Consider the following 24,563-nt stretch of genomic DNA (forward strand, 5'->3'; position numbering starts at 1 on the left):
ATTGACCAGCATGAGTGCCCCCGGCCTGACCGATGACCAGCTCGCCGCCATGTCCCGCATGAGCGGCCTGGAGTTCCTGCGGTTCGCGTTCGCGCTGCCGAGCGACCAGCGTCCCGCCGTGATCGGCGACCTGTTCGGGATGCGGATCGTGTCGCTGGAGGAGGGGACCGCCTCGTTCTCGATCCAGTCCCTGCCCACCGCCGCCAACCCCTTGGGCACGCTGCACGGCGGTGCGTGCGCCACGCTGCTCGACTCCGTCATGGGGTGCGCTGTCCACACGACGCTCGGCGCCGGCGTCGGGTACGGAACGCTCGAGCTCAAGGTCAACTACATCCGCACGGTCCCCGTCGACGGCCGCACGCTGACCGGCACCGGGAACGTGATCCACGTGGGCCGCAGCACGGCCACGGCGGAGGGCAAGGTGCTCGACGAGAACGGCAAGCTCGTCGCCCACGGCACCACCACCTGCATGATCTACTCCTGACCCCGTGCCTCGCGCCCGTTAGGGTGGAGTCAGGTGTGCCGGGAAGTCTGGTCGGCGTCCTGCCGCCGACCCCTCGAGGAAACCCATGAGCTCACCTGGTCTGTTCACCCGCGGAAGCTGGCCCGAGGCCTCCCGCGTCGCCGACGTGCTGCGCCGCGAGACGGTCGGCGGGACGATCCTGCTGGTCGCCGCGGTCGCGGCTCTCGTCCTGGCGAACTCGCCGTGGTCCGATGCGTACTTCGACCTGGCGGAGACGCGCATCGGTCCGGCCTCCCTGCACCTGGACCTCACGGTCTCGGCGTGGGCGGCGGACGGGCTGCTGGCCATCTTCTTCTTCGTGGTGGGACTCGAGCTCAAGCGGGAGTTCGTCGCCGGCGACCTGCGCGACCCGCGCCGCGCGATGCTGCCCGTCGTGGCGGCGGTGGGCGGCATGATCGCCCCTGCCCTCATCTTCGTGGCGATCAACGCCGGCCACGGGACCACGCACGGCTGGGCGATCCCGACCGCGACCGACATCGCCTTCGCGGTGGCGGTCCTGGCGGTGCTGGGCACGTACCTGCCGCTGGCCCTGCGCACCTTCCTGCTGACGCTCGCCGTGGTCGACGACCTCCTGGCGATCACCGTGATCGCGGTGTTCTACACCGCCGAGCTGGACCTGGCCATGCTCGCCGCGGCCTTCATCCCGCTGCTCGCCTTCGCGGTCGTCGCCCGCCGCGCTCCGAACTTGTGGTGGCTGCTGATCCCGCTCGCCGTGGTGACGTGGGTGCTCATGCACGAGTCGGGCGTCCACGCGACCGTCGCGGGCGTGCTGCTCGGCTTCACCGTCCCGGCGCACGGCCACCACAGCGTCGCCGAGCGGATGGAGCACCGCGTCCGGCCGGTGTCCACGGGCTTCGCCGTGCCGGTGTTCGCGTTCTTCGCCGCCGGGGTGGCGGTGTCGGGAGAGGTGCTCTCGGGTGCCTTCGACTCCCCGGTGACGTGGGGCATCGTCCTGGGTCTCGTGCTCGGCAAGCCGATCGGCATCGTCGGCAGCTCGATGCTGCTGTCGGCGACGACGCGCGCCCAGCTGGACCCGAGCATCCGCTGGATCGACGTGGTCGGCGTGGCGATGCTCGCGGGGATCGGCTTCACCGTCTCGCTGCTGATCGGCGACCTGGCCTTCGTCGACGAGGGCCGCGAGGAGTACGTGAAGATCGGCGTCCTGTTCGGCTCGCTCGTCGCGGCCGCGCTCGCGGCGGTGGTGCTGCGGGCGAGGAACCGCCACTACCGCGAGGTCGAGGAGCAGGAGTCGCGCGACGACGACGCCGACGGCGTCCCCGACGCGTTCCAGCGCTGAGTCAGAGCACCCAGACGAAGCCGGCCACGCAGAACGACAGCAGCAGCACGAGCCACGGAGTGGTGCGCCAGCTGATCGGCGGCTTGTCGAGGATCACCACGGTGACGCCGTAGATGATCAGCGCCAGCGGCACCGAGACCACCAGCAGGATGATCTGGTCGCTGCGCCGGTCCGCCCCGAGGGCGTAGGCGGCGCCGATCGCGCCGAACAGGCCGTGGATCGACGTGACCACCCAGGTGATCGCCATGATCCGGCGTCGGACGATGTTGAGGGACTCCTCCGAGGCGTCGGGGAGGCGCTGGCTCATGCCGTGGTCCTTTCGTGGGCGCGGTCGGCCCGCTCGATGAGTTCGTGCAGCCACCGGTTGACCTGCTCCAGCTCGGCGACGTCCATGTCGAACCGGTCGAGCATCGTGGCCGGGACCGCGAGGGCTCGCTCGCGCAGCGCCCGGCCCTCGGGCGTCACGGTGAGGGCGAAGGCGCGGTCGTCACCGGCGCGGCGGTCGCGGCGGACGAGGCCGGATGCCTCGAGGCGCTTGACGAGGGGAGAGACGGTGGCCGGCTCGAGGCGCAGCACGTCGCTCAGGCCGCGCAGCGTCAGCCCGTCGTTCTCCCACAGCGCAAGCATCACGAGGTACTGCGGGTGCGTCAGGCCCAACGGCTCGAGGACGTCGCGGTAGCAGCCGATCACGGTGCGCGACGCCACGGACAGCGCGAAGCAGACCTGCTCGTCGAGGGACAGCGGATTCGGGGCGGCCATGCCGTCAGTGTACTAATGGTTCGTGCACTCACGAAATCACCCGTGCGGTTGGCCCCCGGGGGTCGTAGGTTGACCCCATGGCCTTCCGCCACCGTCGTGAGTACGACGAAACCGTGCCGCAGGCACTCCGTGCCGCGCGTGAGTCGTACGACGCCGCCTCGGCCGAGTACGAGGAGGCGATCACCCGCGCGAGGCGCGAGTGGGCCGCCGCCCTGGCGACCGCCATCGAGGCGGGCATGTCCTACCAGGAGATCGCCGACGAGGTCGGCGTCTCGCACACCAGCATCAGCCGGGCGATCAAGCAGTACGGCTCGACCTGACATGAGGCGCGTCGGCGTCGTGGTGCGCGGAACCGTCCAGGGTGTGGGCTACCGCTTCAGCCTGCGCGTGGTGGCCGAACGCGCAGGCGTGTCGGGTTGGGTCCGCAACCGCGCCGACGGCAGCGTCGAGGCCGAGCTCCAGGGCGCGCCCTCGGCGGTGGACACGGTGCTGGCGTGGATGGCGGAGGGGCCGCCCGGCGCCCGGGTGGACTCCCGCGACGTCACCGACCTCCAGCCCGAGGGCACGCAAGGCTTCGAGGTGCACTGAGCCACCAACGTCAAAGGCCCCGGCGAACCGGGGCCTTCGACATTGGTACACCCCCTCGGACTCGAACCGAGAACCCATTGATTAAGAGTCAATTGCTCTGCCAATTGAGCTAGGGGTGCTCGCGCGCTGCGCGATCACCAACTCTACCGCATACCTTCACGCGACATGAAATCGAGTGCCATGCTTCCGCCATGACAGCGCTCGCGCGGTGGGACCACGGCACGTTCACGCACGACGGGATCACCCACGAGACGTGGCGTCAGGGCAGCGGGCCGGGTGTCGTGGTGATCCACGAGATCCCCGGGATGACGCCCGAGGTCATCGCCTTCGGGCAGGAGCTCGTCGACCATGGCTTCACGGTGGTGATGCCGCTGCTCTTCGGCGAGCCGGGTCGGCCGATGACCGCGGGATACACGGTGAAGTCCCTCGTGCGGGGGTGCGTCAGCAAGGAGTTCGCCGCGCTGGCACTGCGCCGGACCGCGCCGGTGACCCGCTGGCTGGCCGCGCTGGCGAGCGACCTGCACGGCTCCGTGGGTGGACCGGGCGTGGGGGCGGTGGGGATGTGCTTCACCGGCGGGTTCGCGCTGGCGATGATGGTGGACGACGCGGTCGTCGCGCCCGTGCTGGCCCAGCCGTCGGCGCCGTTCCCCATCACGCCCGCCCGCTCGCGCGACCTCGGCCTGTCGCCGGCCGACCGCGACACCGTCGTGGCGCGCGCGAACGCGGGCTGCCCCGTCCTGGGCCTGCGGTTCGAGAACGATCCCGCGGTGGGCCGCCGCTTCGAGGTGCTCCACGAGGAGCTGGGGGAGAATTTCACCGCGGTCGAGTTCCCGGGCCGACGGCACAGCACCCTGACGCTGCACCGGCAGGAGCGCGGCGTCCGGGCCGTCCTGGACTTCCTCGACGGGCGCCTGCGCTAGGAGAGCAGCGCTTGCGCGGCGTTGTGGCCGCCCAGCCCGCTGACCGCGCCACCGCGCCGCGACCCGCTGCCGCACAGCAGCACGCGCGGGTGCGCGGTCGCCACGCCCCAACGCTGGGCGGGGGAGTGGGGACGCTCGTCCTCCTCGAGCCACGGCCACGTGAGGTCGCCGTGGAAGATGTGCCCGCCCGGCATCCACAGCTCGTGCTCGATCTCCGTGGGCGTCTTGGCCTCCAGACCGAGGATGAGGGGCTCGATCGGCTCGGCCAGGTGGGCGTCGAGGGCGGCGAGCACCCGCGCGACGGCCTCGTCCTTGGCGCCGGGGGCGTCGAGCACACCCGGCGGCGTGTGCAGGCCGAAGTAGGTCAGCGTCTGGGCGTCGGAGTCGCGCAGGTCGGGCCCGAGGATCGAGCGGTCGGTCAGGGTGTGGCAGTAGAACTCGCCCGTGGCCGGGGGCAGGTCGCCCGAGGCGGCGGTCGCCCACGCCCGCTGCAGCTGGTCGTAGGACTCGTCGAGGTGGAACGTGCCGGCGAACGCGACCGCCGGGTCGGCGCCGGACCTGAGCGCCGGGAGGCGGGAGAGCAGCAGGTTGAGCTTCAGCTGCGCGCCCGCGGGCTTGGCCGTGGGGGTGTGGCCCAGCAGCCGCTCGAGCACGTAGGGCGCCGCGCCGAAGAGCACGTGGTCGGCCCGCTCGACGAACCCGTCGCCACAGACGGTCACGTCGACGTCGCTGACGTCGATGCCGTCGACCTCGGAGTTGAGCCGGATCGTCGCGCCCGCCTCGGTGGCCACCCTGGCCAGCTCGGCGGTGACCGCACCCATGCCGCCGACGGGCACCCGCCACTCGCCCGTGCCGTTGCCGATCAGGTGGTAGAGGAAGCAGCGGTTCTGCACGAGGGACAGGTCCTCGAGGGAGGCGAACGTGCCGATGAGGGCGTCCGTCGCGACGACCCCGCGGACGACGTCGTCGGCGAAGCGCCGCCGGATCGCCGTGCCGATGGGCTGCTCGACGAGGTCGGTCCAGATCGCCATCTCCACCCGGTCGCGCAGGTCGCCGATGTGGGGGAGCGGCTGCATCAGCGTGGGGGCGATCGCGTCGGCGAGCGTGCCGATCTCGGCGTAGAACCGGTTCCAGGCCTCGAGCTCGTCGTCGCCGCCCGTGAGCTCGGCGAACGAGGCCCGCGTGGCCTCCCCGGGCCGGGTCTCGACGAGCAGGCCGCCGTCGCGCCCGTCGCGGTGCCAGGGCGTGAAGGAGGCGGTGTCGCGCGACCGGAGCTCGAGCTCGAGGCCGAGATCGTCGATCAGCGCCTGGGGGAACAGGCTCACGAGGTAGGAGAACCGCGAGAGCCGCGCGTCGTGCTCGGCGAACGGCGCGCCGCTGACGGCGGCACCACCGACCCTCCCGAGCCGCTCCAGCACCAGCACCTCGACGCCCGCCCGGGCGAGCAGAGCCGCCGCCACGAGCCCGTTGTGTCCCGCTCCGACGATGACGACGCGTTCGGCCATGCTTCACCCTATGACGCCTCGGGGCCGGACTTGCGTCATACGGAGCGGTCGCCCGCGCCACCGCGTCGTATGACGTCCGGCTCGGGCCGCCAGCCACCTCGCACGAGCGCCTCCCTGACCTGCGCCAGGAACTCGGCGGGCGCGACGCGGAGGCCGAGGTTCGGCACGCGGATGACGGTGGAGCGATGCAGCACCAGGTGGTTCTGGCGCAACGCGTCGTCCACCATGATCGGTGCGCTGGAGTGCTGCACTCCGTCGACCTCGACGACCACGCCGTACTCGGACCACTCGACGTCGAGGTACGCCGAGCCCCGTGCGGTCCTGCGCGGTGCCTGACGGGTCGGCTCGGGCAGCCCGTGCTCGCGGCACAGGCGGGCGAAGTCCAGCTCGCCGAGCGCTCGCACCCCGTCGACCAGCTGGGTGGAGACGTCGAGCAGCAGCCGCCGGCGCGTGTGGCGCCGGATGGCCAGTGCCGCCCGAGCCACGTCCTCGGCCCGGCAGAGTCGCTGCTGGACGCTCGCGGTCAGGAAGAACGCCGCCTGCCGATCCGAGCGTGCCCACAGCGCGGCGCGTACCGCCGCGATCTCGGGGCGGACGCGGGGGAGACCCGGACCGGCCAGGTCCCGCCGGGTGAGCCGGCGAGTCTGCCGGAGCGTCACGCCGGCGATCCTCGGTGTGCGGGCGCCGCGCGGCACCGACACGCGGACGGTCTCGACGTCGACGCCGGTGAGACCGGCCGCCTGGAGCGCGGAGACGCCATCGAGCATCGACCGGGGGCCGGCCTCGATGACAGCGCGCCACCACACCGACCGCAGGGGCAACGGCCCCGAGTGCAAGGCGATCGCGTGCCGTCCCCACGACCGCCACCGACCGGCCTCGAGCTGTGCTCGCAGGGTGGCGCGTGTGACTCCCGCGGCGAACAGCTGGCGACGGCTCACCACCTGCTCCTGCGCGGCGACCGTGGCATGCAGGCTCGGATCCATCCCGTGAGGGTGGCGGTTCCACGGCACCTGGTCGATCCGGCGTCCACAGGTGACGCAACAGCCGCGCCCGCGTGGCTAGGGTGAGGCCCATGTCACAGCAGTTCGTCGGCGCGATCGACCAGGGCACCACCAGCACCCGCTTCATGGTCTTCGACCACCAGGGCGAGGAGAAGGGCCGGCACCAGGTCGAGCACGAGCAGATCCTGCCGCGGGCCGGCTGGGTGGAGCACGACGCCACCGAGATCTGGGAGCACACCCGCGAGGTCGTCGAGCAGGGCCTCGAGGCGGCGGGGATCACGGCCCGCGACCTGGCCGCGGTCGGCATCACCAACCAGCGTGAGACCACGGTCGTGTGGGACCGGCGCACCGGCGAGCCCTACGCCAACGCCATCGTCTGGCAGGACACCCGCACCGCCGACCTCGCCAAGCGCCTCGACGAGGACGGCAGCGGCAAGGTCATCCACGCGAAGTCGGGGCTGCCGCCCGCGGCCTACTTCGCCGGCGGCAAGCTGCACTGGATCCTGGAGAACGTCGACGGGGTGCGCGCGGACGCCGAGGCGGGCCACGCCCTCTTCGGCACGATCGACACCTGGCTCATCTGGAACCTCACCGGCGGGCCCGACGGCGGGGTGCACGTCACGGACGTCACCAACGCGAGCCGCACGATGCTGATGAACCTCGAGGACCTCGCGTGGGACGACGAGCTGCTCGAGATCTTCGGCGTCCCGCGGCAGATGCTCCCCGAGATCACGTCGTCGTCGCAGGAGTTCGGCCGGACGACCGAGGACGGGCCCTTCGGCGCCGAGGTGATTCTGGCGGGCAACCTCGGCGACCAGCACGCGGCACTCGTGGGCCAGGCCTGCTTCGAGCCCGGGATGCTCAAGAACACCTACGGCACCGGCAACTTCCTGGTCCTCAACACCGGCACCGAGATCGTGCGCTCGGAGCGCGGACTGCTGACCACGGTGGCCTACCGCTTCGGCGACGAGCCGCCCGTCTACGCGCTCGAGGGCTCCATCGCCGTGACGGGGTCGGCCATCCAGTGGCTGCGCGACCAGCTCAAGGTCTTCGCCGAGGCGGCCGACTCCGAGGCGCTCGCCGAGACCGTGGAGGACAACGGCGGCGTCTACTTCGTGCCGGCCTTCAGCGGCCTCTTCGCGCCGTACTGGCGGTCGGACGCGCGTGGCGTGATCGTGGGCCTCTCGCGCTTCAACACCGTCGCCCACGTGGCCCGCGCCGCCCTCGAGGCGATCTGCTACCAGAGCAAGGACGTGGTCGACGTGATGGTCGCGGACTCCGGCATCGACCTGGAGGTGCTGCGCGTGGACGGCGGGATCACCGCCAACGAGCTGTGCATGCAGATCCAGGCCGACATCCTCGACATCGAGGTCAGCCGTCCCGTGGTGCCCGAGACCACGTGCCTGGGCGCCGCCTACGCCGCCGGGCTCGCGGTGGGCTTCTGGTCGAGCACCGACGAGCTGGTGGCGAACTGGTCGGAGTCCAAGCGCTGGACCCCGGAGTGGGACGACGCCCAGCGCGAGGCCGGCTACCACCAGTGGAAGAAGGCCGTCGAGCGCACGCTGGGCTGGGTCGAGTGAGCGCCGCGACGCGGCACGGGCTCTCCGCCGCGCTGAAGGCCGAGCGCTCGGTGGTGCGAGGCTTCTCGCGGCTGCCCGACTCGGTGGTCGCGCGGCTCGGCCGGCACGCGCCGGTCAACCGCGACGGCGAGACCCTCTCGCCCGAGATCGCGGTCGCGCTGCGGGTGATGAACCGCATCCCCGGCGGTGACTTCACCCAGCACCCCGTGGAGCAGGCGCGCCGCATGCTGACCGACGAGGCGCTCGTCTTCGCAGACGTCTTCCCCGACTTCGCCGTGGAGGAAGACCTCGTGATCCCGAGCGCGGCCGGCCCGATCCCGGCCACGCGGTACCGCGCGACCACCGAGTCGAGGGGCCTCGTCCTGTACTTCCACGGCGGAGGATGGGTGCTGGGCAGCCGCGTCAGCACCGACTCGGCCGTGCGCTTCCTGGCCCTCGAGGCCGGCGTCGACGTGCTCTCCGTGGACTACCGGCTCGCGCCCGAGCACCCCTTCCCCGCGGCCACCGAGGACGCGCTGGCGGCCTGGGACTTCGCGGTGGAGCACGCGGCCGGCTGGGGCCTGGACCCGCGCCGGATCGTGGTCGCGGGCGACAGCGCGGGCGGCAACCTGAGCGCGGTGCTGGCCCGGGACCTGCGCGGTCGGGACATCGTCCCCGCGCTGCAGGTGCTGCTGTTCCCCGTCACCGACCTCTCCACCAAGCACCCGTCCTACGCCGAGTTCTCCGAGGGCTACTTCCTCACCGAGGGGCACATGGACTGGTACCGCGAGCGCTACCTCGCCGATCCCGCGGACGCTCTCGACCCACGGGCCTCGCCGCTGCTGGCCGAGGACCTCGCGGGGCTGCCGCCGGCCTACGTCGCTGTCGCCGGCTTCGACCCGCTGCGCGACGAGGGCATCGCGTACGCCCGCCGGCTGGAGGAGGCCGGGGTGCCCACGACGCTGGCCAGGGAGGGCTCGCTGATCCACGCCTTCATCAACATCACCGGCGTCAGCCGCCCGGCGAGGGAGGCGACGCTGCGGATCGCGAACGCGATCGCGGCAGCCATGGCGTGACACTGGTTGACTGGAGTCCATGCGACCGGTTGCCCTCTCCCCGCAGCACCGCCAGGAGGCGCTCGACGCGCTGGCCTCGGAACACCTCGACATCCTCGTCATCGGCGGCGGGGTCGTGGGCGGTGGTGCCGCGCTCGACGCCGCCACGCGAGGCCTCTCCGTGGGACTCGTGGAGGCGCGCGACTTCGCCTCCGGCACGTCCAGCCGCTCCAGCAAGCTCGTGCACGGCGGCCTGCGCTACCTCGAGATGCTCGACTTCCGCCTCGTCGCGGAGGCGCTCGGCGAGCGCAGCCTGCTGATCGACAAGCTCGCGCCCCACCTGGTGAAGCCGGTGCCGTTCCTCTACCCGCTGACTCACCGCGTGTGGGAGCGCTTCTACGCCGGGTCCGGCGTGGCCCTGTACGACTCGATGGCACTGCTCTCCGGGCGCTCGCGCGGTGTCCCGCGGCACCGCCACCTCACCCGCACCGGTGCTCGGCGCATCATGCCGGGCCTGCGCAAGGACGCCCTCGTCGGCGCGCTGCACTACTACGACGGGCAGGTCGACGATGCCCGCCACACCATGTTCCTTTCGCGCACGGCCGCGGCCTACGGCGCCCACGTCGCCAGCCGCACGCGCGTGATCGACCTCGTGCGCGAGGCCGACCGCGTCGTCGGCGCGCGGGTCAAGGACCTCGAGTCGGGCCGCGAGATCGAGATCCGCGCCCGCCAGGTCGTCAACGCCACGGGTGTGTGGACCGACGAGACGCAGTCCTTCGCCGCCGAGCGCGGCCAGTTCAACGTCCGGGCCAGCAAGGGCATCCACCTCGTGGTGCCGCGCGACCGGATCCGCGGCGAGTCCGGGCTGATCCTGCGCACCGAGAAGTCGGTGCTGTTCGTCATCCCGTGGGGGCGTCACTGGATCATCGGCACGACGGACACGGACTGGTCGCTGAGCAAGGACCACCCGGCCGCCAGCGCGAAGGACATCGCCTACCTGCTCGAGGAGGTCAACAAGGTCCTCGTCGAGCCGCTCCTCGCCGAGGACGTCGAGGGCGTGTACGCCGGCCTGCGCCCGCTGCTGGCAGGTGAGGACGAGGCCACCAGCAAGCTGTCGCGCGAGCACGCGGTGTCCACCTCGGTGAAGGGCCTCGTCGTCATCGCCGGCGGCAAGTACACGACCTACCGCGTCATGGCGAAGGACGCGATCGACGCCGCCGTGCAGCAGATGGGCTCGCTGCTCGATCGTCGCGTGCCGGAGTGCGTCACCGACGACATCCCGCTCCTGGGCGCCGACGGGTACTCCGCCCTGTGGAACCAGCGCCAGGCGCTCGCGGCCCAGCACGGGCTCGGCGTCGGCCGGATCGAGCACCTGCTGAACCGGTTCGGCACCCTTGCCACCGAGGTGCTCGATCTCATCGCCGACCGACCGGACCTCGCCGAGCCGCTCACCGGCGCGGACGACTACCTGCGCGCCGAGGTGGTCTACGGGGTCACGCACGAGGGCGCCCGTCACCTCGACGACATCCTCGCGCGGCGCACCCGGATCTCGATCGAGACGTTCCACCGCGGCACCGAGTGCGCGGCGGAGGCGGCCGAGCTCATGGCCGAGGTCCTCGACTGGTCCGAGGCCCAGCGCGAGCGCGAGGTCGACCACTACCTCAAGCGGGTCGACGCCGAGCGCGAGAGCCAGACGATGCCCGACGACGAGACGGCCGACGCGGCGCGGATGGGCGCCCCCGACGTCGTGCCGGTGGCCCACCTGTGAGCCTCGATCCGGCGAAGGTCCTCGTCATCGCAGCGACAAAGGTCGAGGCCGCCCACCTGCCCCCGGAGGTGCCGCTCGTCCTCACCGGGATCGGGAAGGTCGAGGCCGCGGCCGCCACCACGGAGGCCATCGCGGCGCTGCGTCCCGAGCTGGTCCTCAACGTCGGCACGGCCGGCGCGCTCCGCCCCGGCCTGACCGGGCTCTTCGTGCCCTCGGTCGTCGTGAACCACGACTACTCCGCCGACGCGATCCGCGCGCTCGGCCACGACGCCGTGGACGAGATCGATCTCGCCGGCGGCGACGGCACCGTGCTGGCCACGGGGGACCTGTTCGTCACCGACCCCGTCGTCCGCGACGCGATCGCCGCGCGGGCCCACCTGGTCGACATGGAGGGCTTCGCGGTGGCACGGGCGTGCCAGCGCGCCGGCGTGCCGTGCCGCCTCGTGAAGATCGTGAGCGACGCCGCCGACGACTCCGCACTGGAGTGGACCGCGGTGGTCGACGCCTGCGCTCGGCTGCTCGGGCACTGGGTGCGCGAGCAGCTGGCCTGACCTCAGGGCTCCGGGTCGTCCTCGCGCTCCCACGCGATCGCCACGAGCCGGCGCAGCACGCCGAGATCGACGTCGTCGAGCCTCTTGACGTAGACGCAGCCCGCGCCCTCGGTGTACGTGCCGAGCTCGGGCAGCAGCGCGGCGCCCTCGGGCCGGTCCTTCAGCCCGTAGATCGTCAGCGCCGCCCTGCGGGGCGAGAACGCGACCCTCGGCCAGGTGCCGCGGGTGCGGGGGTTGGCGGGGGAGACGTAGCGGTAGCTGCCGTAGCCCACCATCGACGGGCCCCACATCACCGGATCGGTGCCCGTGACCTCGCCGACGAGCTCGGCCAGCCGCTGGCCGTCCTCACGCCGGCGCGCGGGCGTGGCGGCGGCGAGGAAGGCGCCCACGTCGGCGTCGGTGGGCTGCGTCTTCGGCTCGGCCATGGCTCCATCATGACGAACGGCCCGGAATCGTCGATTCCGGGCCGTTCATGGGGTGGATGACGGGACTTGAACCCGCGGCCACCGGCACCACAAGCCGGTGCTCTACCAACTGAGCTACACCCACCATGTGCGCCTCGCGGCACAGCGCGACGAGTCTACCGGACGTCTCGCGCAGGTCCTACTCGGAGGGGGTGCCCCCGAGGATCTCCGCGGCGACGGCGCGCGCGGTCTCGGTGTCGACTCCCGGATCGGGGGTGAAGACGGTGCGGCGGTAGTAGCGCAGCTCGTCGATGCTCTCGCGGATGTCGGCCAGCGCGCGGTGGGCGCCGCCCTTCTCGGGTGCCGCGAAGTAGGCGCGGGGGAACCAGTGGCGCGCCAGCTCCTTGATGGAGGACACGTCGATCACCCGGTAGTGCAGCCACGTCTCGAGCTCGACCATGTCGCGGGCCAGGAAGGCGCGGTCGGTGCCGATCGAGTTGCCGGCGAGCGGGGTCTTGCCCGGCTCGGTCGCGTACTGGCGGACGTACTCGAGCACCTGCTCCTCGGCCTCGCGAAGCGTGATGCCGCCGGCCAGCTCGTCGAGCAGGCCCGAGGACGTGTGCATCTGCGTGACGACCTCGTTCATCTGCTCGAGGGCGGCCTGCGGGGGCTTGATGATGAGGTCGACCCCGTCGCCGAGGATGTTCAGGTCATAGTCGGTCACCAGGGCCGCGATCTCGACCAGGGCATCGTCGCGGATCGACAGGCCCGTCATCTCGCAATCGATCCACACCAGCTTGTCGTTCACCCCGCCACCCTAGTGCGCGCCACTGACGGATGGGCCGCACCGGGTAGGCTTCCGGCCGTACCGCGTCCATGTCCCGAGGAGCCCGCACGTGACGAACGACCGCCAGGCCCGCGCCGCCCGCGCCGAGCAGATGCGCAAGGAGCGCGAGAAGGCCGAGCGCAAGCAGCGCAACAAGATCACCGTCGCGATCGTCGTCGTGGTCCTCGTGCTGATCGCCGCCGCAGGCTGGGGCGTCAAGTCCCTCTCGGACGACAACGCGAAGAGCACCGAGGTCATCGAGCCGGCCAACCTGACCGAGGGCGGTGTCGACTTCCCGGCCACGGGACAGACGAAGCCCGACGCTCCGGTGATGGAGGTGTTCGAGGACTTCCTGTGCCCCGCCTGCGGCTCCTTCGAACAGCTCAGTGGCCAGTTCCTGCAGGACCAGGCCGCGTCGGGCGCCATCACCCTGCGCTTCATGCCGTTCTCGTTCCTGCACAACCAGAGCACGAACGACTACTCACGCCGCGCGGCCAATGTGGCGATGTGCGCCGTGGACCAGGAGGGCCCGGAAGCCTTCTGGAAGGTCCACACCGCGCTGTTCGCCAACCAGCCCGCCGAGGGCGGAGCCGGCCCGGAGGACGCCGAGCTGATCGAACTGGCCGAGGAGGCCGGCGCACCGGACGTCGAGTCGTGCGTCCGCACCGAGAAGTTCGTCCCGTGGATCGACGAGATGCAGAAGAAGTCGGCCGACGAGCGCGAGGTCTCGGGCACCCCGACGGTGCACATCAACGGCAAGGCCTCCGAGGCGCGCACGCCGCAGGAGCTGCAGGCCGCGATCGCCGAGGCGTCCAAGTCCTGACGTGACGAACGACCGCAAGGCCCGGGCCGCCCGGGCCGAGCAGGCTCGCCTCGAGCGTGAGCGTGCGGAGCGCCGCAAGCGCACCACGCTCACGCTCGCGGCGGTCGTCGGCGCCCTCGTGCTGGTGCTCGGGGTCGCCTGGGGCCTCTCGGCGCTGGGCGGCGACGACGCCGCGGACGGTCCGGTCGTCGAGCCGCGGAACGTGACGTCCGGCGGCGTGCAGCACCCCGGTGCCGCTCGGGCCGGCGCGCCGGTGGTGGAGGTGTACGAGGACTTCCTGTGCTCGCACTGCGCCGACTTCGAGGCCGAGCACGGTGCGTGGCTGGCCGACCGCGCCGAGCGCGGCGACATCGTGCTGCGCTTCATGCCCATGACGATCCTCGACGGCACCGACGGCACCGGCCCGGCGCACGACGCGATGAACGCGGCCTTCTGCGTCGCCGATGCCCAGGGCGCGGAGGCGTTCTGGGCGATGAAGTCGGCGCTGTTCCGCGCGGGCTACGCCTCGGGTGACGAAGAGCCGTCCGAGACCGCGCTCGCGGCCCTGGCGCAGGACGCCGGGGTTCCCGGGGCCGACGCGTGCGTCCAGGACGGCAGGTTCGTGCCATGGCTGAACGAGGCACGCGACGCCGCGCGGGAGCGCGACGTCACGGGCACGCCGTCGGTGTTCGTCGACGGCGAGAGGCTCGACGACGTCTTCGCGGTGCGCTCGGCCGTCGAGGACGCGCTCGCGTCCTGACGCCCGTCAGGTCACCAGCGAAGCTCGATCTCCAGCTCGTTCTCGTCACCGATCTCGACCTCGACGGTCAGCTCGACCTCGTCGGGCACGTCGACCGTGATGCGGTGGCCGTTCTTCTCGAACTCCACCGAGTTGTGGCGCGCGAGCGCGTCGGCGAGGGCGTGCAGCCTGGCGGCGGCCTCCTCGCGGCGGAGTCGCTGGGTCTGGTCGATCTCGAACAGGTCGCTCACGGTTCTCTCCTTCGATTCGGTTGGCGCGCCCGGCAGGATTCGAACCTGCGACCTAGAGATTAGAAGGCTCTTGCTCTATCCAGCTGAGCTACGGGCGCCTGCGGCCCACACTATCGGGGGCGTTCGGTGTGGTGGCGTCGCTCTAGGCTGTCCACGTGACGACGACCGAGGCGCCTGCCGCGCTGCCGCGCGAGGACGACCCGTTCCGCCAGCGTGGCCGCAAGGTCCTCGTCGTGCTCGTGTGGATCTCGGCCCTGGCCGGCGCGGCCGGCGCGATCTTCCTGGCCTCCACGTCGGGATCGGTCACCGGCGCCTCCCTGGCGGTGGTGTACGCCCTCGTCCCGCTCCCGGCCGCGCTGGCCATGTACTGGTGGCTCGACCGCGTCGAGCCCGAGCCGTTCCGCTACAAGGCGGCCGCCTTCGTCTGGGGCGCGGTGATCGCCGTGGCGATCGCGCTGCCGCTGGAGATCGGGATGTCGCGCCTGGGCATGAGCGAGGACTGGCTCATCGCGTTCGGCGCGCCCGTCGCCGAGGAGTTCGCCAAGGGCCTGTTCGTCGTGCTCACGCTCGTCCGGCTGCGCCGCATCATCGACGGGGTCCTCGACGGCCTCATCGTCTCGGGGCTGGTCGCGCTGGGCTTCGCCGCGATGGAGAACGTCGGCTACTACGCCGCCAGCTACCTGGGCTTCGACGAGGTGCCCTATTCCGGCACCGAGATGGCGACCGCCACGTTCGTGGTCCGCGGGCTGTTCAGCCCGTTCGCGCACCCGTTGTTCGCGTCGGCGATCGGCATCGCCGTCGGCCTGTCGGTCTCGCGCACCTCGCGGGCCCAGCGCTGGGGGCTGGTGGCGCTGGGCTACCTCGTCAGCGTCGGCCTCCACGCGCTGTGGAACGGCTCGATCGTGGTCGGCGGCGGTGTGGGCTTCCTGCTGGCCTACGTCGTGCTCGCGTGCCTGCTGCTCGGCCTGGGCGTCACCGCGGTCGTGCTGCGCATGCGCCAGTTCGACGTGATGGCCCGGTCCCTGGGCGACATGGCACGGCGCGGCTGGCTCCACCCGGCCGAGGTGCCGTGGCTGGTCCGGTTCGGCCGCCGGCGTCAGGCCCGCGTGTTCGCCGCGCGCTACGGACCCATCGCCGCGGAGGCCGTCGACCGGTACCAGCAGCTCGCGACCGAGGTCGCCTTCCTGCACGACGCGGTGATGACCGGACGGGCCAAGCCCGAGGGTCCCGACCGCACCTACGCGCTGCTCGACCGCATGTGGCACCTGCGCCCGTTCCTGCGGTTCCCGCCCGCCCTGCCGCCCGGCTCGAGGTGAGTGTGGCGTCGATTCGTTGAGGCTCGGTACTCGCCGGTACGCTGGTGGGTATGGATTATCGCGTCAAGGACCTGTCCCTCCACGAGTACGGCCGCAAGGAGATCGAGCTCGCGGAGCACGAGATGCCGGGCCTGATGGCCATGCGTGAGCGCTACGGCGACACCAAGCCGCTGGCCGGCGCCCGTATCGCCGGGTCGCTGCACATGACGATCCAGACCGCGGTCCTGATCGAGACCCTCACCGCCCTCGGCGCCGACGTGCGCTGGGCGACCTGCAACATCTTCTCCACCCAGGACCACGCCGCCGCCGCGGTCGTCGTCGGCCCGAACGGGACGCCGGACGACCCGCAGGGCACGCCGGTCTTCGCCTGGAAGGGCGAGACGCTGGCCGAGTACTGGGACGAGGCCGAGAAGGTCTTCGACTTCGCTGAGGGCGGCCCCAACGTCCTGCTCGACGACGGCGGCGACATCACGATGCTGCTGCACCTGGGCGTCGAGTACGAGAAGGCCGGCGCCGTGCCGCCGCAGGACAGCACCGACAACGAGGAGTTCAAGGAGGTGCTGCGCGTCCTGGCCCGCTCGCTGGAGACCAAGCCGCAGCACTGGACGAACATCTCCAAGGACATCAAGGGCGTCTCCGAGGAGACCACCACCGGCGTGCTGCGCCTCTACGACCGCTTCCGCGAGGGCACGCTGCTCTTCCCGGCGATCAACGTCAACGACTCGGTCACCAAGAGCAAGTTCGACAACAAGTACGGCTGCCGCCACTCGCTGATCGACGGCATCAACCGCGCGACCGACGTCATGATCGGCGGCAAGGTCGCCGTCGTGTGCGGCTACGGCGACGTGGGCAAGGGCTCGGCCGAGTCGCTGCGCGGCCAGGGCGCTCGCGTCATCGTCACCGAGATCGACCCCATCTGCGCCCTCCAGGCCGCGATGGACGGCTACGAGGTCAAGCGCCTCGAGTCGGTCGTCGAGACCGCCGACATCTTCATCACCACGACGGGCAACTTCGACATCATCCGGGTCGAGCACTTCGAGAAGATGAAGCACCAGGCGATCGTCGGCAACATCGGCCACTTCGACAACGAGATCAACATGGCCGGCCTGGCCAAGATCCCCGGCATCGTCAAGGACGAGATCAAGCCGCAGGTCCACCAGTGGGTCTTCCCCGACGGCAAGAAGATCATCGTGCTGTCCGAGGGCCGCCTGCTGAATCTCGGCAACGCCACCGGCCACCCGTCGTTCGTGATGTCGAACTCCTTCACGAACCAGGTGCTCGCGCAGATCGAGCTGTACAGCAAGGCCGACCAGTACGAGCTGGGCGTGCACGTGCTGCCCAAGCACCTCGACGAGGAGGTCGCCCGCCTGCACCTGGACGCCCTCGGTGTCGAGCTCACCGAGCTGTCGAAGGCCCAGGCCGAGTACCTCGGCGTCGACGTGGCAGGTCCGTACAAGTCGGACCACTACCGCTACTGAGCATGTCGCAACGTCGCCCCAAGAACGATCGGGTGCTGGTCGTCGACGATGACGCGTCGTTGGCGGAGATGCTCACGATCGTCCTGCAGGGCGAGGGCTTCCGTACGTCGGTGTGCCGCACCGGCGACGCGGTGATGGAGGCCTTCGAGGCCTTCAAGCCCGACGTCGTGCTCCTCGACCGGATGCTCCCGGGTCTGGACGGCATGGAAGTGTGCCGCCAGATCCGGGAGGTCTCGGGCGTCCCGATCGTGATGCTGACCGCCAAGGGCGACACGCGCGACATCGTCGACGGACTCGGCGTCGGGGCCGACGACTACATCACCAAGCCGTTCCGCAACAGCGAGCTCATCGCGCGCATCCGCGCCCGGCTGCGCCGCAGCGACCCGATGGGCGCACGGATCGAGTTCGGCGGGATCGTGCTCGACCCCCAGGCCCACACCGTCACCCGTGACGGCCGCCCGGTCTCGCTCACGCCACTGGAGTTCGACCTGCTCGCGTGCCTGATCTCCGCGCCCGAGCAGGTCTTCAGCCGCGAGGCGCTGCTGGAGAAGGTGTGGGGCTACCACCATCCCGGCGACACCAAGCTGGTGAACGTCCACATGACCCGTCTGCGTCAGAAGATCGAGGACGACGCCGACAACCCCAGCGTCATCCGCACGGTGCGCGGCGTCGGCTACCAGGCGATCGACCCGGCGAACTGATGCGCCGGCTCGTCGGGCTGTGGCGCCGTTCGCTGCGGACGCGGGTCGTCATCAACACCCTGCTGCTCAGCGTGGCGGTCATCGTGATCGTCGGCTGGGCACTGCTGCGTGACGTCGCCGGTGGCCTGGCCGACAACCGGCGCGACGCCGCCATCGCCGAGGCCCGCGCGGGCCTCGAGCAGGCCCAGTCCCAGCTCGACGCGGCGGTCGACAGCGAGCCCGCGCGCCAGTCACCGGCCCTGACCCAGCTGGTCGACTCGCTGGCCGCCACGCGCGGGGAGAACCGCGCCTACGAGCTCGTCCTGCAGGGCCCCCTGGCCGAGGCGGGCGGCGCGCCCGTCCGGGCCTCGGGCAACGTGGGGATCGAGGAGGTCCCGGAGTCGCTCGTCGAGCGTGTGAGTGCCGACCAGGGCACGTTCTGGACCTTCTCCGAGCTGGCGCCCTTCGGTGCCGGCGACGATCTCCCGGTCGTGACGGTCGGGGGCCGCGTCACCGCCCAGGGCTCCAACGACCAGTACGCGCTCTACTACGTCTTCTCGATGGCCGACCAGCAGGAGACGCTCGACCTCGTGCGCACGGCGCTGCTCGCCGGCGGCGCCGCCCTGCTGGTGATGGTGACGCTCGTGGCGTGGCTGGTGGCCCGCCAGGTGGTCGAGCCCGTCCGCCTGGCCCGCCGGATCGCGGAGCGCTTCGCCGCGGGCAACCTGGAGCAGCGCATGCACGTCAAGGGCGAGGACGACATCGCCCGCCTCAGCACCTCGTTCAACCAGATGGCCGAGAGCCTGCAGAGCCAGATCCGCCGGTTGGAGAACCTCTCCCGGCTGCAGCAGCGCTTCGTCTCCGACGTCTCGCACGAGCTGCGCACCCCGTTGACGACCGTGCAGATGGCCGGCCAGGTGCTGTTCGAGGCGCGGCCGAAGTTCGACCCGCAGACCGCGCGTGCCGCCGAGCTGCTGCACACCGAGGTCGGCCGCTTCGAGGCGTTGCTGTCCGACCTGCTCGACCTCAGCCGGTTCGACGCGGGCGCGGCCACCCTCGAGCTCGACCCCGTCGACCTGGCCTCCGTGGCGAAGGCGGCGGCCGCCGACGAGGTGCTGTCGCGGGCCGGGATCGTGGGCCGTGCGCGAGGCGTCGGGGTCCCGGCCGTCGTCGACGCCGACATCCGGCGCGTGGACCGCATGGTGCGCAACCTCATCGTGAACGCGGCGCGCTACAGCCAATCCTCGCGGGTGGAGGTCATCGTCGCGCAGGCGCCCGACCGCGTGTCGCTGGCGGTCCGCGACCACGGCGTGGGGATGGAGCCCGAGGAGGTGCGGCGCGTGTTCGACCGGTTCTGGCGCGGCGACCCGGCGCGGTCGCAGGGCGGCACCGGCCTGGGGCTGGCGATCGCCCGCGAGGATGCCGCCCTGCACGGCGGCACGCTCGAGGTCTGGTCGCGCAAGGGCCAGGGCACGGAGTTCATCCTCACCCTCCCGCGCGTCGCCGGCGAGCGCGTCTGGTCGCCCGTCACGAGGTCGGTGTTCGCATGAGCCGCCGCTCCGTCGCCCTGGTGCTCACGCTGGTCGCCGCCCTGCTGACCGGGTGCGCGGGCATCCCCACGTCCGGCCCGGTCGAGCGCGTGGAGGACGAGGCCGGCCTGGGCGAGAGCACCGTGCGCTACACCCCGTCGGGACCCATCCCCGGCATGACCGAGGCCCAGACCGTGCGCGGGTTCCTCGACGCGATGCTCGCCTACCCGGTGACCCACCGCGTCGCCGCGGAGTACCTCACGGCCGAGGCCGCGCAGCAGTGGCGGCCCGGTGGCGGCACCACGGTCTACACCGAGGCCCAGGTGTTCTCCGAGTCGGTCGGCTCGAGCCGGATCGACCTGTCCACCGACGTGCGCCTCGACGAGCAGGGCCGCCTGACGCCTGCCGGCGGGAACCGCCGGATCGAGTTCGACCTCGCCCGGATCGACGGTCAGTGGCGCATCTCCAACCCACCCGACGGGGTGCTGGTCAGCCGGGACTGGTTCGAGGACTACGTGCGCGCGTTCGACCTGTACTTCCTCGACGAGACCGGTCGTCACCTGGTGCCCGTGCCGGTCCACGAGGTCGTGGGCGACCAGCTGGCCACCTCCCTCATGACGAGCCTGGCCCTCGGTCCGCAGCCCGACTCCGCCCCGGGCCTGACCACCGCCGTGCCGCCCGCCGACGACCTGCGCGCCTCCGTGCCGGTGGTGGCCGGGGTGGCGCAGGTGGACTTCTCGCGACGTGTCGGCGAGCTGTCGACCACCACGCAGAAGCGCATCTCGGCCCAGGTCGCGTGGACGCTGAGGCAGGTCCCCGCCGTCACGGACATCCAGATCACCGGCGACGGCACGGTCGTGGCGCCCACGGGCGACCTCGTCCAGGACGCCGGCGGGTGGGCCTCCTTCGGTCCCGACAAGTCGCGGCGCTGGGCCTACGTGGTGGCCGGCGACATCGTCCACCAGGTCGGCCCCCGCGCGCAGCAGCCGGTGCCGGGCGCCTGGGGTCGCTCCGACGAAGGAGCCTCCGCCGTGGTCGTCGCGGAGGACCGCGCGGTCGGCGTGTGGGCCGACCGGGCACGCATCACCGCCGCCGACGGCTCCGACCCGCTCGAGGTCACGGGGGAGGGCTTCCTGCGACCGGTGCTCGACATCGACGCGCAGGCCTGGCTCGTCGACCGACCCGGGGGACGGGCTCGCGTGAGGGTCCACGACGGCACGTCGCTCTCGCTCGTGCCGAGCCCCGGCCTCGCCGACGTCTCGTCGTTCGCCGTCTCGCCCGACGGCGCCCGCTACGCGGCCACGGCCGGGGGCCGGCTCCTGCTCGGCGGGGTCGTGCGGGCCGAGGGCCGGGTCGTGCGCCTGACGCGCCCGGTCGAGCAGGCCACCGAGGACCCCGCGCGCCAGGTCGTGTGGGTCGACGGCTCGCGGGTGGCGCACCTCGGGCCGCGCGGCACGCAGATCCGCTCGGTCCGCATCGACGGCACCGGCGCGGTCGACGCGTGGCCCGGTGGCGGCCAGCTGCTGCCCGACATCGTTCCCGTCGGCCTGGTCGCGACCGCCGCGGCCTCGCCGGACCTCTACCTGATCGACGCCGACGGTGGGGTCTGGCTGCTCGACCGCACGCGCTGGGTGCCGGTCGACGTGCCCGTCGCGCGCGGGATCGTCTGACCGTCCACAGGTCCAGCGCTCGCTCTGGTCCGCCCGGCGTCGCCCGCCCACACTGGGCCGATGGAGCGGTGGTGGCAGGCGGCGGCCGACCTCGTCCTCGGTGCGTGCTGCCCGCTGTGCGGGTCACCCGGAGGCCGGGTCTGCCGGCGGTGCGCGGCGGCCCTCGCGCCCGAGCCCGCTCGCGTCTCGCTCGAGGGCCTCGACGTGGTCGGCGCGGGGATCCACGCCGGCTCGCGACGCGACGCGTTGCTGGCCTGGAAGCTGGGCGGCACCCACGCGCTCGACCCGCTCATGGCCCACCACCTCGCTGCCGCGGTCGTCACGCTGCTCGCTGTGGAGCGGTCCGTGACGCTCGTCCCGGTGCCCTCCACGCGCCGGTCGCGTCGCGAGCGGGGTCGCGACCTCGTGGCCGACCTGGCCACCGCCGCGGCCCGGTCGCTCGGCGCGGTCGGCGTCGACGCCACCTCGCTCGGCTGCCTGAGGCTCGTCCGGCAGACCGGTGACCAGCACGCCCTCGGTCGCCTCGAACGATCGCGCAATCTCGCCGGCAGCATGCGGTCGATCGCGGTTCCGCAGGGGCCCGTCGTGGTCGTCGACGACGTCGTCACGACGGGCTCCACCGCCCGCGAGGCGGCGCGTGCACTCGCGGCGGCAGGGGTCGTCGAGGTACTCGGAGCCGCGGCGGTCGTGGTGGCCTCGGCGGGGTCCGCAGCGGTGGCGGGTCACCCTCCCGACGGGCTACGGTCGAGGTAGCCGAGAAGCTCGGAACCTCGGACACTGGAGAAGGAGTCGGACATGGAAATCGTGGTCACCGGACGCAACAGTGAGATCTCGGAGCGGTTCCGCTCCCATGTCGCCGAGAAGCTCCAGCGGATCGAGAAGTTCGACGGTCGCCAGCGGATCAATCGGGTCGAGGTCGAGGTGACACACGAGAAGAACCCGCGCCAGCACGACAAGGCCGCCAAGGTGGAGATGACGCTGCACTCGCGCGGTCCCGCCGTCCGGGTGGAGGCGGCCTCCACCGATCAGCACTCGGCGCTCGACGCCGCGGTCGACAAGCTGGAGGGGCGCCTGCGCAAGGTGGTCGACCGCAAGATCCGGCACCGCGACAAGCACGCCCCCGGCACCCTCGAGGAGGCCACGGCCGACCTGCGGGTCGCCGGGTCGCCCGAGGAGGACTCCGGCGACCCCCTGGTGCGCCAGGTGGCCAGCATGGAGGTGCAGGGCGACGGCCCGCTGGTCGTGCGCGAGAAGGACCACACCTCGGTCGCGATGACCCTCGACCAGGCCCTCTACGAGATGGAGCTCGTCGGGCACGACTTCTTCCTCTTCGTGGAGAAGGACTCGATGCGACCGAGCGTCGTCTACCGGCGCAAGGGCTACGACTACGGCGTGATTCGGCTCAAGGTCGAGGGGTGAAAGTCCCCGGACGTGGCATGATCGTGCCGTGACTACGAACGCGGATGCGATCCGGGTGCTCCTGGTCGATGACCAGGAGCTCTTCCGGAGGGGCGTCACCATGGTCCTCGGCGCCGACGGCGGTTTCGAGATCGAGGACGTCGACGACGGTGACGCGGCCCTGGAGCGGATCGCGGAGGAGCCGTTCGACGTCGTGCTGCTCGACGTCCGCATGCCCGGTCGCAGCGGCGTGGAGATCTGCGGCGCCATCAAGGAGACGGCTCCCACGACCGGCATCATCATGCTCACGGCCAGTGACGACGAGGCCGACCTCTACGAGTCCATCAAGGCCGGTGCCGCGGGCTACCTGCTCAAGGACGGCTCCACGTACGACCAGGTCGCCGAGGCGGTCAAGCTCGTCGCGGCGGGCCAGTCGCTGATCAGCCCGAGCATGGCCACCAAGCTGCTCGACGAGTTCGTGCACATGGCCAAGGGCCCGGCCCCGTCCACCAGCCTGACCGCCCGTGAGCTGCAGGTGCTGCGCCTCGTCGCCCACGGCAAGAGCAACCGCGACATCGCGGGAGAGCTCTTCATCAGCGAGAACACGGTGAAGAACCACATCCGCAACATCCTGGAGAAGCTGCAGATGAAGTCGCGGATGGAGGCGGCCATGTACGCCGTCCGCAGCAAGCTCATCGACGACGTGCTGTGACACCACGCCTCTCGGCGTTGCAGGCGCGACGCATCGCGCTCGCCGCCCAGGGGTTCACGCGCTCGCAGCCGGCCGAGGTCCGCCGCGAGCACGTCGCCCGCACCGCGCAGCGGCTCGGGTTCTTCCAGATCGACTCGGTCAACGTGCTGCAGCGCGCCCACTACCTGCCGCTGTACTCGCGCCTCGGGCCCTACGACACCGAGCTGCTGCACCGGGCGGCCGGCCGCGCCCCGCGGCTGCTGTTCGAGTACTGGGCGCACGAGGCGTCCCTCGTCGACGTCGACCTGTGGCCCGCGATGAGCCACAAGATGCGCTCGGGGCGTGGGATGTGGGGAGCGATGGCCCGCACCGCCGACGAGAACCCCGACCTGATCGACCAGGTCGAGTCGGCGGTCGCGCAGTGGGGCCCGATCACGGCGCGCGAGCTGGAGGCCCGGCTCGGTGCGCAGGAGCGCGATCGGACGCACTGGGGCTGGAACTGGTCGCAGACGAAGCAGGCGCTGGAGTACCTCTTCTTCGTCGGTCGCGTCTCGTCTGCCCGGCGCAACGCCGCGTTCGAGCGGGAGTACGACCTGCCCGAGCGCGTCCTGCCCGCACGCGTGCTCGCCCTGCCCGAGCCGGCGGACGAGGAGGCGCACCTGACGCTCGTCGGCCATGCCGCGCGGGCCCTGGGTGTCGCGACCGTGCAGTGCCTGCGCGACTACTTCCGCCTGGCGCCCGTCCCCACGGCCGCGGCGGTGAGCACGCTCGTGGCCGCCGGCACGCTCGAGCCCGTGACCATCGACGGGTGGAAGCGTCCTGCCTACCTGCACGCCGAGGCGGCGCGTCCGCGCCGGGTGGAGGCACGCACCCTGCTCAGCCCGTTCGACCCGCTGGTCTTCGAGCGCACGCGCACCGAGCACCTCTTCGACTTCCGCTACCGGATCGAGATCTACGTGCCGGCCGAGCGACGCGTGCACGGCTACTACGTCCTGCCGTTCCTGCTGGGCGACCGCCTCGTCGCCCGGGTTGACCTCAAGGCCGATCGGGCGCGGGGCCGGCTGCTGGTGCCGGGGGCCTTCGCCGAGCCCGACGCGCCCGACTCGACCGCCGCCGAGCTGGCGCAGGAGCTGCACCGGCTCGCCGGATGGCTGGGGCTGGAGGGAGTCGAGGTGGGGGAGCGGGGAGATCTCGCTCATACGCTGGCGACGGAGTGTGCCCGCCCGCACTAGGATGGCCGGGTGCCGAAGATC

The 24,563-nt window shown here is 71.8% G+C and carries 27 protein-coding genes and 3 tRNA genes; 20 read left to right on the forward strand and 10 right to left on the reverse strand.

Annotated features, from left to right (window positions below):
• The first annotated feature begins 10 nt into the window (after nt 1-10).
• Nucleotides 11-484, forward strand: a complete 474-nt coding sequence (locus tag B2363_RS07755) for a PaaI family thioesterase (protein WP_181755139.1) — start codon at nt 11-13, stop codon at nt 482-484.
• A gap of 85 nt (nt 485-569) precedes the next feature.
• The gene (nhaA, locus tag B2363_RS07760; protein ID WP_286929506.1) at nt 570-1,820 is read left to right on the forward strand and encodes a Na+/H+ antiporter NhaA; all 1,251 of its coding nucleotides are present in this window, start codon (nt 570-572) and stop codon (nt 1,818-1,820) included.
• A gap of 1 nt (nt 1,821) precedes the next feature.
• Here nhaA and B2363_RS07765 read toward each other — a convergent pair whose 3' ends face one another.
• Nucleotides 1,822-2,127: a hypothetical protein gene (locus tag B2363_RS07765; protein ID WP_286929507.1), complete on the reverse strand. Its 306-nt coding sequence runs from the start codon at nt 2,125-2,127 to the stop codon at nt 1,822-1,824.
• A complete protein-coding gene (locus tag B2363_RS07770) occupies nt 2,124-2,579 on the reverse strand; it encodes a MarR family winged helix-turn-helix transcriptional regulator (RefSeq protein WP_181755145.1) in 456 nt (151 codons plus the stop codon). Before B2363_RS07770 ends, B2363_RS07765 begins: the two co-directional genes overlap by 4 nt.
• Nucleotides 2,580-2,656: 77 nt before the next feature.
• Here B2363_RS07770 and B2363_RS07775 point away from each other — a divergent pair, with 77 nt between their 5' ends.
• Together B2363_RS07775 and B2363_RS07780 are read left to right on the forward strand one after the other, a co-directional pair.
• Entirely contained in the window at nt 2,657-2,899 is a 243-nt protein-coding gene (locus tag B2363_RS07775; protein WP_181755146.1) for a helix-turn-helix domain-containing protein, read from the forward strand.
• 1 nt (nt 2,900) lies between these two features.
• Entirely contained in the window at nt 2,901-3,167 is a 267-nt protein-coding gene (locus B2363_RS07780) for an acylphosphatase (protein ID WP_286929508.1), read from the forward strand.
• Nucleotides 3,168-3,210: 43 nt separating this feature from the next.
• Here B2363_RS07780 and B2363_RS07785 read toward each other — a convergent pair.
• Nucleotides 3,211-3,286: transfer RNA gene (locus B2363_RS07785), tRNA-Lys, on the reverse strand.
• Between the two features lie 72 nt (nt 3,287-3,358).
• Here B2363_RS07785 and B2363_RS07790 point away from each other — a divergent pair.
• A complete protein-coding gene (locus B2363_RS07790; RefSeq protein ID WP_286929509.1) occupies nt 3,359-4,087 on the forward strand; it encodes a dienelactone hydrolase family protein in 729 nt (242 codons plus the stop codon).
• Here B2363_RS07790 and B2363_RS07795 read toward each other — a convergent pair.
• Both B2363_RS07795 and B2363_RS07800 read right to left on the reverse strand, forming a co-directional pair.
• A complete protein-coding gene (locus tag B2363_RS07795) occupies nt 4,084-5,592 on the reverse strand; it encodes a phytoene desaturase family protein (RefSeq protein WP_286929510.1) in 1,509 nt (502 codons plus the stop codon). The genes B2363_RS07790 and B2363_RS07795 overlap by 4 nt on opposite strands.
• 35 nt (nt 5,593-5,627) lie before the next feature.
• Nucleotides 5,628-6,575, reverse strand: a complete 948-nt coding sequence (locus B2363_RS07800) for a hypothetical protein (protein ID WP_286929511.1) — start codon at nt 6,573-6,575, stop codon at nt 5,628-5,630.
• A gap of 89 nt (nt 6,576-6,664) precedes the next feature.
• On the opposite strand from B2363_RS07800, the gene glpK reads away from it, so the two are divergent.
• The 4 genes from glpK to B2363_RS07820 are packed head-to-tail and all read left to right on the forward strand — an operon-like array spanning nt 6,665 to nt 11,526.
• A complete protein-coding gene (gene glpK / locus B2363_RS07805; RefSeq protein ID WP_286929512.1) occupies nt 6,665-8,173 on the forward strand; it encodes a glycerol kinase GlpK in 1,509 nt (502 codons plus the stop codon).
• The gene (locus tag B2363_RS07810) at nt 8,170-9,228 is read left to right on the forward strand and encodes an alpha/beta hydrolase (protein WP_286929513.1); all 1,059 of its coding nucleotides are present in this window, start codon (nt 8,170-8,172) and stop codon (nt 9,226-9,228) included. The genes glpK and B2363_RS07810 overlap by 4 nt, the downstream gene beginning before the upstream one ends.
• A 19-nt stretch (nt 9,229-9,247) precedes the next feature.
• Nucleotides 9,248-10,975 carry a glycerol-3-phosphate dehydrogenase/oxidase gene (locus B2363_RS07815; RefSeq protein ID WP_286929514.1) on the forward strand — a complete coding sequence of 576 codons (1,728 nt, stop codon included), beginning with the start codon at nt 9,248-9,250 and terminating at the stop codon, nt 10,973-10,975.
• Nucleotides 10,972-11,526 (forward strand): nucleosidase, encoded by a 555-nt coding sequence (locus B2363_RS07820; protein WP_286929515.1) that lies wholly within the window; start codon nt 10,972-10,974, stop codon nt 11,524-11,526. The genes B2363_RS07815 and B2363_RS07820 overlap by 4 nt, the downstream gene beginning before the upstream one ends.
• Nucleotides 11,527-11,528: 2 nt before the next feature.
• On the opposite strand, the gene B2363_RS07825 is transcribed toward B2363_RS07820, so the two are convergent.
• From B2363_RS07825 to orn, 3 genes are all read right to left on the reverse strand, one after another.
• Nucleotides 11,529-11,951 carry a DUF1801 domain-containing protein gene (locus tag B2363_RS07825; protein WP_286929516.1) on the reverse strand — a complete coding sequence of 141 codons (423 nt, stop codon included), beginning with the start codon at nt 11,949-11,951 and terminating at the stop codon, nt 11,529-11,531.
• A 48-nt stretch (nt 11,952-11,999) separates the two neighbouring features.
• Nucleotides 12,000-12,075: transfer RNA gene (locus tag B2363_RS07830), tRNA-His, on the reverse strand.
• 54 nt (nt 12,076-12,129) lie between these two features.
• Nucleotides 12,130-12,738, reverse strand: a complete 609-nt coding sequence (gene orn / locus B2363_RS07835) for an oligoribonuclease (protein WP_286929517.1) — start codon at nt 12,736-12,738, stop codon at nt 12,130-12,132.
• A gap of 88 nt (nt 12,739-12,826) precedes the next feature.
• Here orn and B2363_RS07840 point away from each other — a divergent pair, with 88 nt between their 5' ends.
• Nucleotides 12,827-13,579 (forward strand): DsbA family protein, encoded by a 753-nt coding sequence (locus B2363_RS07840; RefSeq protein ID WP_286929518.1) that lies wholly within the window; start codon nt 12,827-12,829, stop codon nt 13,577-13,579.
• Between the two features lies 1 nt (nt 13,580).
• Complete coding sequence (locus tag B2363_RS07845; protein WP_286929519.1) at nt 13,581-14,318, forward strand: DsbA family protein; 738 nt, start codon at nt 13,581-13,583, stop codon at nt 14,316-14,318.
• An 11-nt stretch (nt 14,319-14,329) separates the two neighbouring features.
• Here B2363_RS07845 and B2363_RS07850 read toward each other — a convergent pair whose 3' ends face one another.
• Together B2363_RS07850 and B2363_RS07855 are read right to left on the reverse strand one after the other, a co-directional pair.
• The gene (locus B2363_RS07850; protein ID WP_181755159.1) at nt 14,330-14,548 is read right to left on the reverse strand and encodes an amphi-Trp domain-containing protein; all 219 of its coding nucleotides are present in this window, start codon (nt 14,546-14,548) and stop codon (nt 14,330-14,332) included.
• A 21-nt stretch (nt 14,549-14,569) separates the two neighbouring features.
• Nucleotides 14,570-14,646, reverse strand: a tRNA-Arg gene (locus B2363_RS07855).
• Nucleotides 14,647-14,703: 57 nt separating this feature from the next.
• Between B2363_RS07855 and B2363_RS07860 the strand changes: the two genes are divergently transcribed.
• Genes B2363_RS07860 through B2363_RS07900 form a run of 9 tightly spaced genes read left to right on the forward strand, consistent with a single transcriptional unit; the run spans nt 14,704 to nt 24,542 of the window.
• Nucleotides 14,704-15,864 (forward strand): PrsW family intramembrane metalloprotease, encoded by a 1,161-nt coding sequence (locus tag B2363_RS07860; RefSeq protein ID WP_286929520.1) that lies wholly within the window; start codon nt 14,704-14,706, stop codon nt 15,862-15,864.
• A gap of 50 nt (nt 15,865-15,914) precedes the next feature.
• Nucleotides 15,915-17,342: an adenosylhomocysteinase gene (gene ahcY / locus B2363_RS07865; protein ID WP_286929521.1), complete on the forward strand. Its 1,428-nt coding sequence runs from the start codon at nt 15,915-15,917 to the stop codon at nt 17,340-17,342.
• A gap of 2 nt (nt 17,343-17,344) precedes the next feature.
• Nucleotides 17,345-18,043, forward strand: a complete 699-nt coding sequence (gene mtrA / locus B2363_RS07870; RefSeq protein ID WP_181755162.1) for an MtrAB system response regulator MtrA — start codon at nt 17,345-17,347, stop codon at nt 18,041-18,043.
• Complete coding sequence (gene mtrB, locus B2363_RS07875) at nt 18,043-19,572, forward strand: MtrAB system histidine kinase MtrB (RefSeq protein ID WP_286929522.1); 1,530 nt, start codon at nt 18,043-18,045, stop codon at nt 19,570-19,572. Before mtrA ends, mtrB begins: the two co-directional genes overlap by 1 nt.
• A complete protein-coding gene (locus tag B2363_RS07880) occupies nt 19,569-21,221 on the forward strand; it encodes an LpqB family beta-propeller domain-containing protein (protein ID WP_286929523.1) in 1,653 nt (550 codons plus the stop codon). Before mtrB ends, B2363_RS07880 begins: the two co-directional genes overlap by 4 nt.
• Before the next feature lie 60 nt (nt 21,222-21,281).
• Complete coding sequence (locus tag B2363_RS07885; protein WP_286929524.1) at nt 21,282-21,974, forward strand: ComF family protein; 693 nt, start codon at nt 21,282-21,284, stop codon at nt 21,972-21,974.
• A 42-nt stretch (nt 21,975-22,016) separates the two neighbouring features.
• Nucleotides 22,017-22,640, forward strand: a complete 624-nt coding sequence (hpf, locus tag B2363_RS07890; protein ID WP_286929525.1) for a ribosome hibernation-promoting factor, HPF/YfiA family — start codon at nt 22,017-22,019, stop codon at nt 22,638-22,640.
• Between the two features lie 28 nt (nt 22,641-22,668).
• Nucleotides 22,669-23,331 carry a response regulator gene (locus B2363_RS07895; protein WP_286929526.1) on the forward strand — a complete coding sequence of 221 codons (663 nt, stop codon included), beginning with the start codon at nt 22,669-22,671 and terminating at the stop codon, nt 23,329-23,331.
• The gene (locus tag B2363_RS07900) at nt 23,328-24,542 is read left to right on the forward strand and encodes a winged helix-turn-helix domain-containing protein (RefSeq protein WP_286929527.1); all 1,215 of its coding nucleotides are present in this window, start codon (nt 23,328-23,330) and stop codon (nt 24,540-24,542) included. Before B2363_RS07895 ends, B2363_RS07900 begins: the two co-directional genes overlap by 4 nt.
• Nucleotides 24,543-24,563 lie beyond the last annotated feature (21 nt).

Source organism: Aeromicrobium sp. UBA7512, from assembly GCF_002476985.1.
Classification (GTDB): Bacteria; Actinomycetota; Actinomycetes; order Propionibacteriales; family Nocardioidaceae; genus Aeromicrobium; species Aeromicrobium phoceense.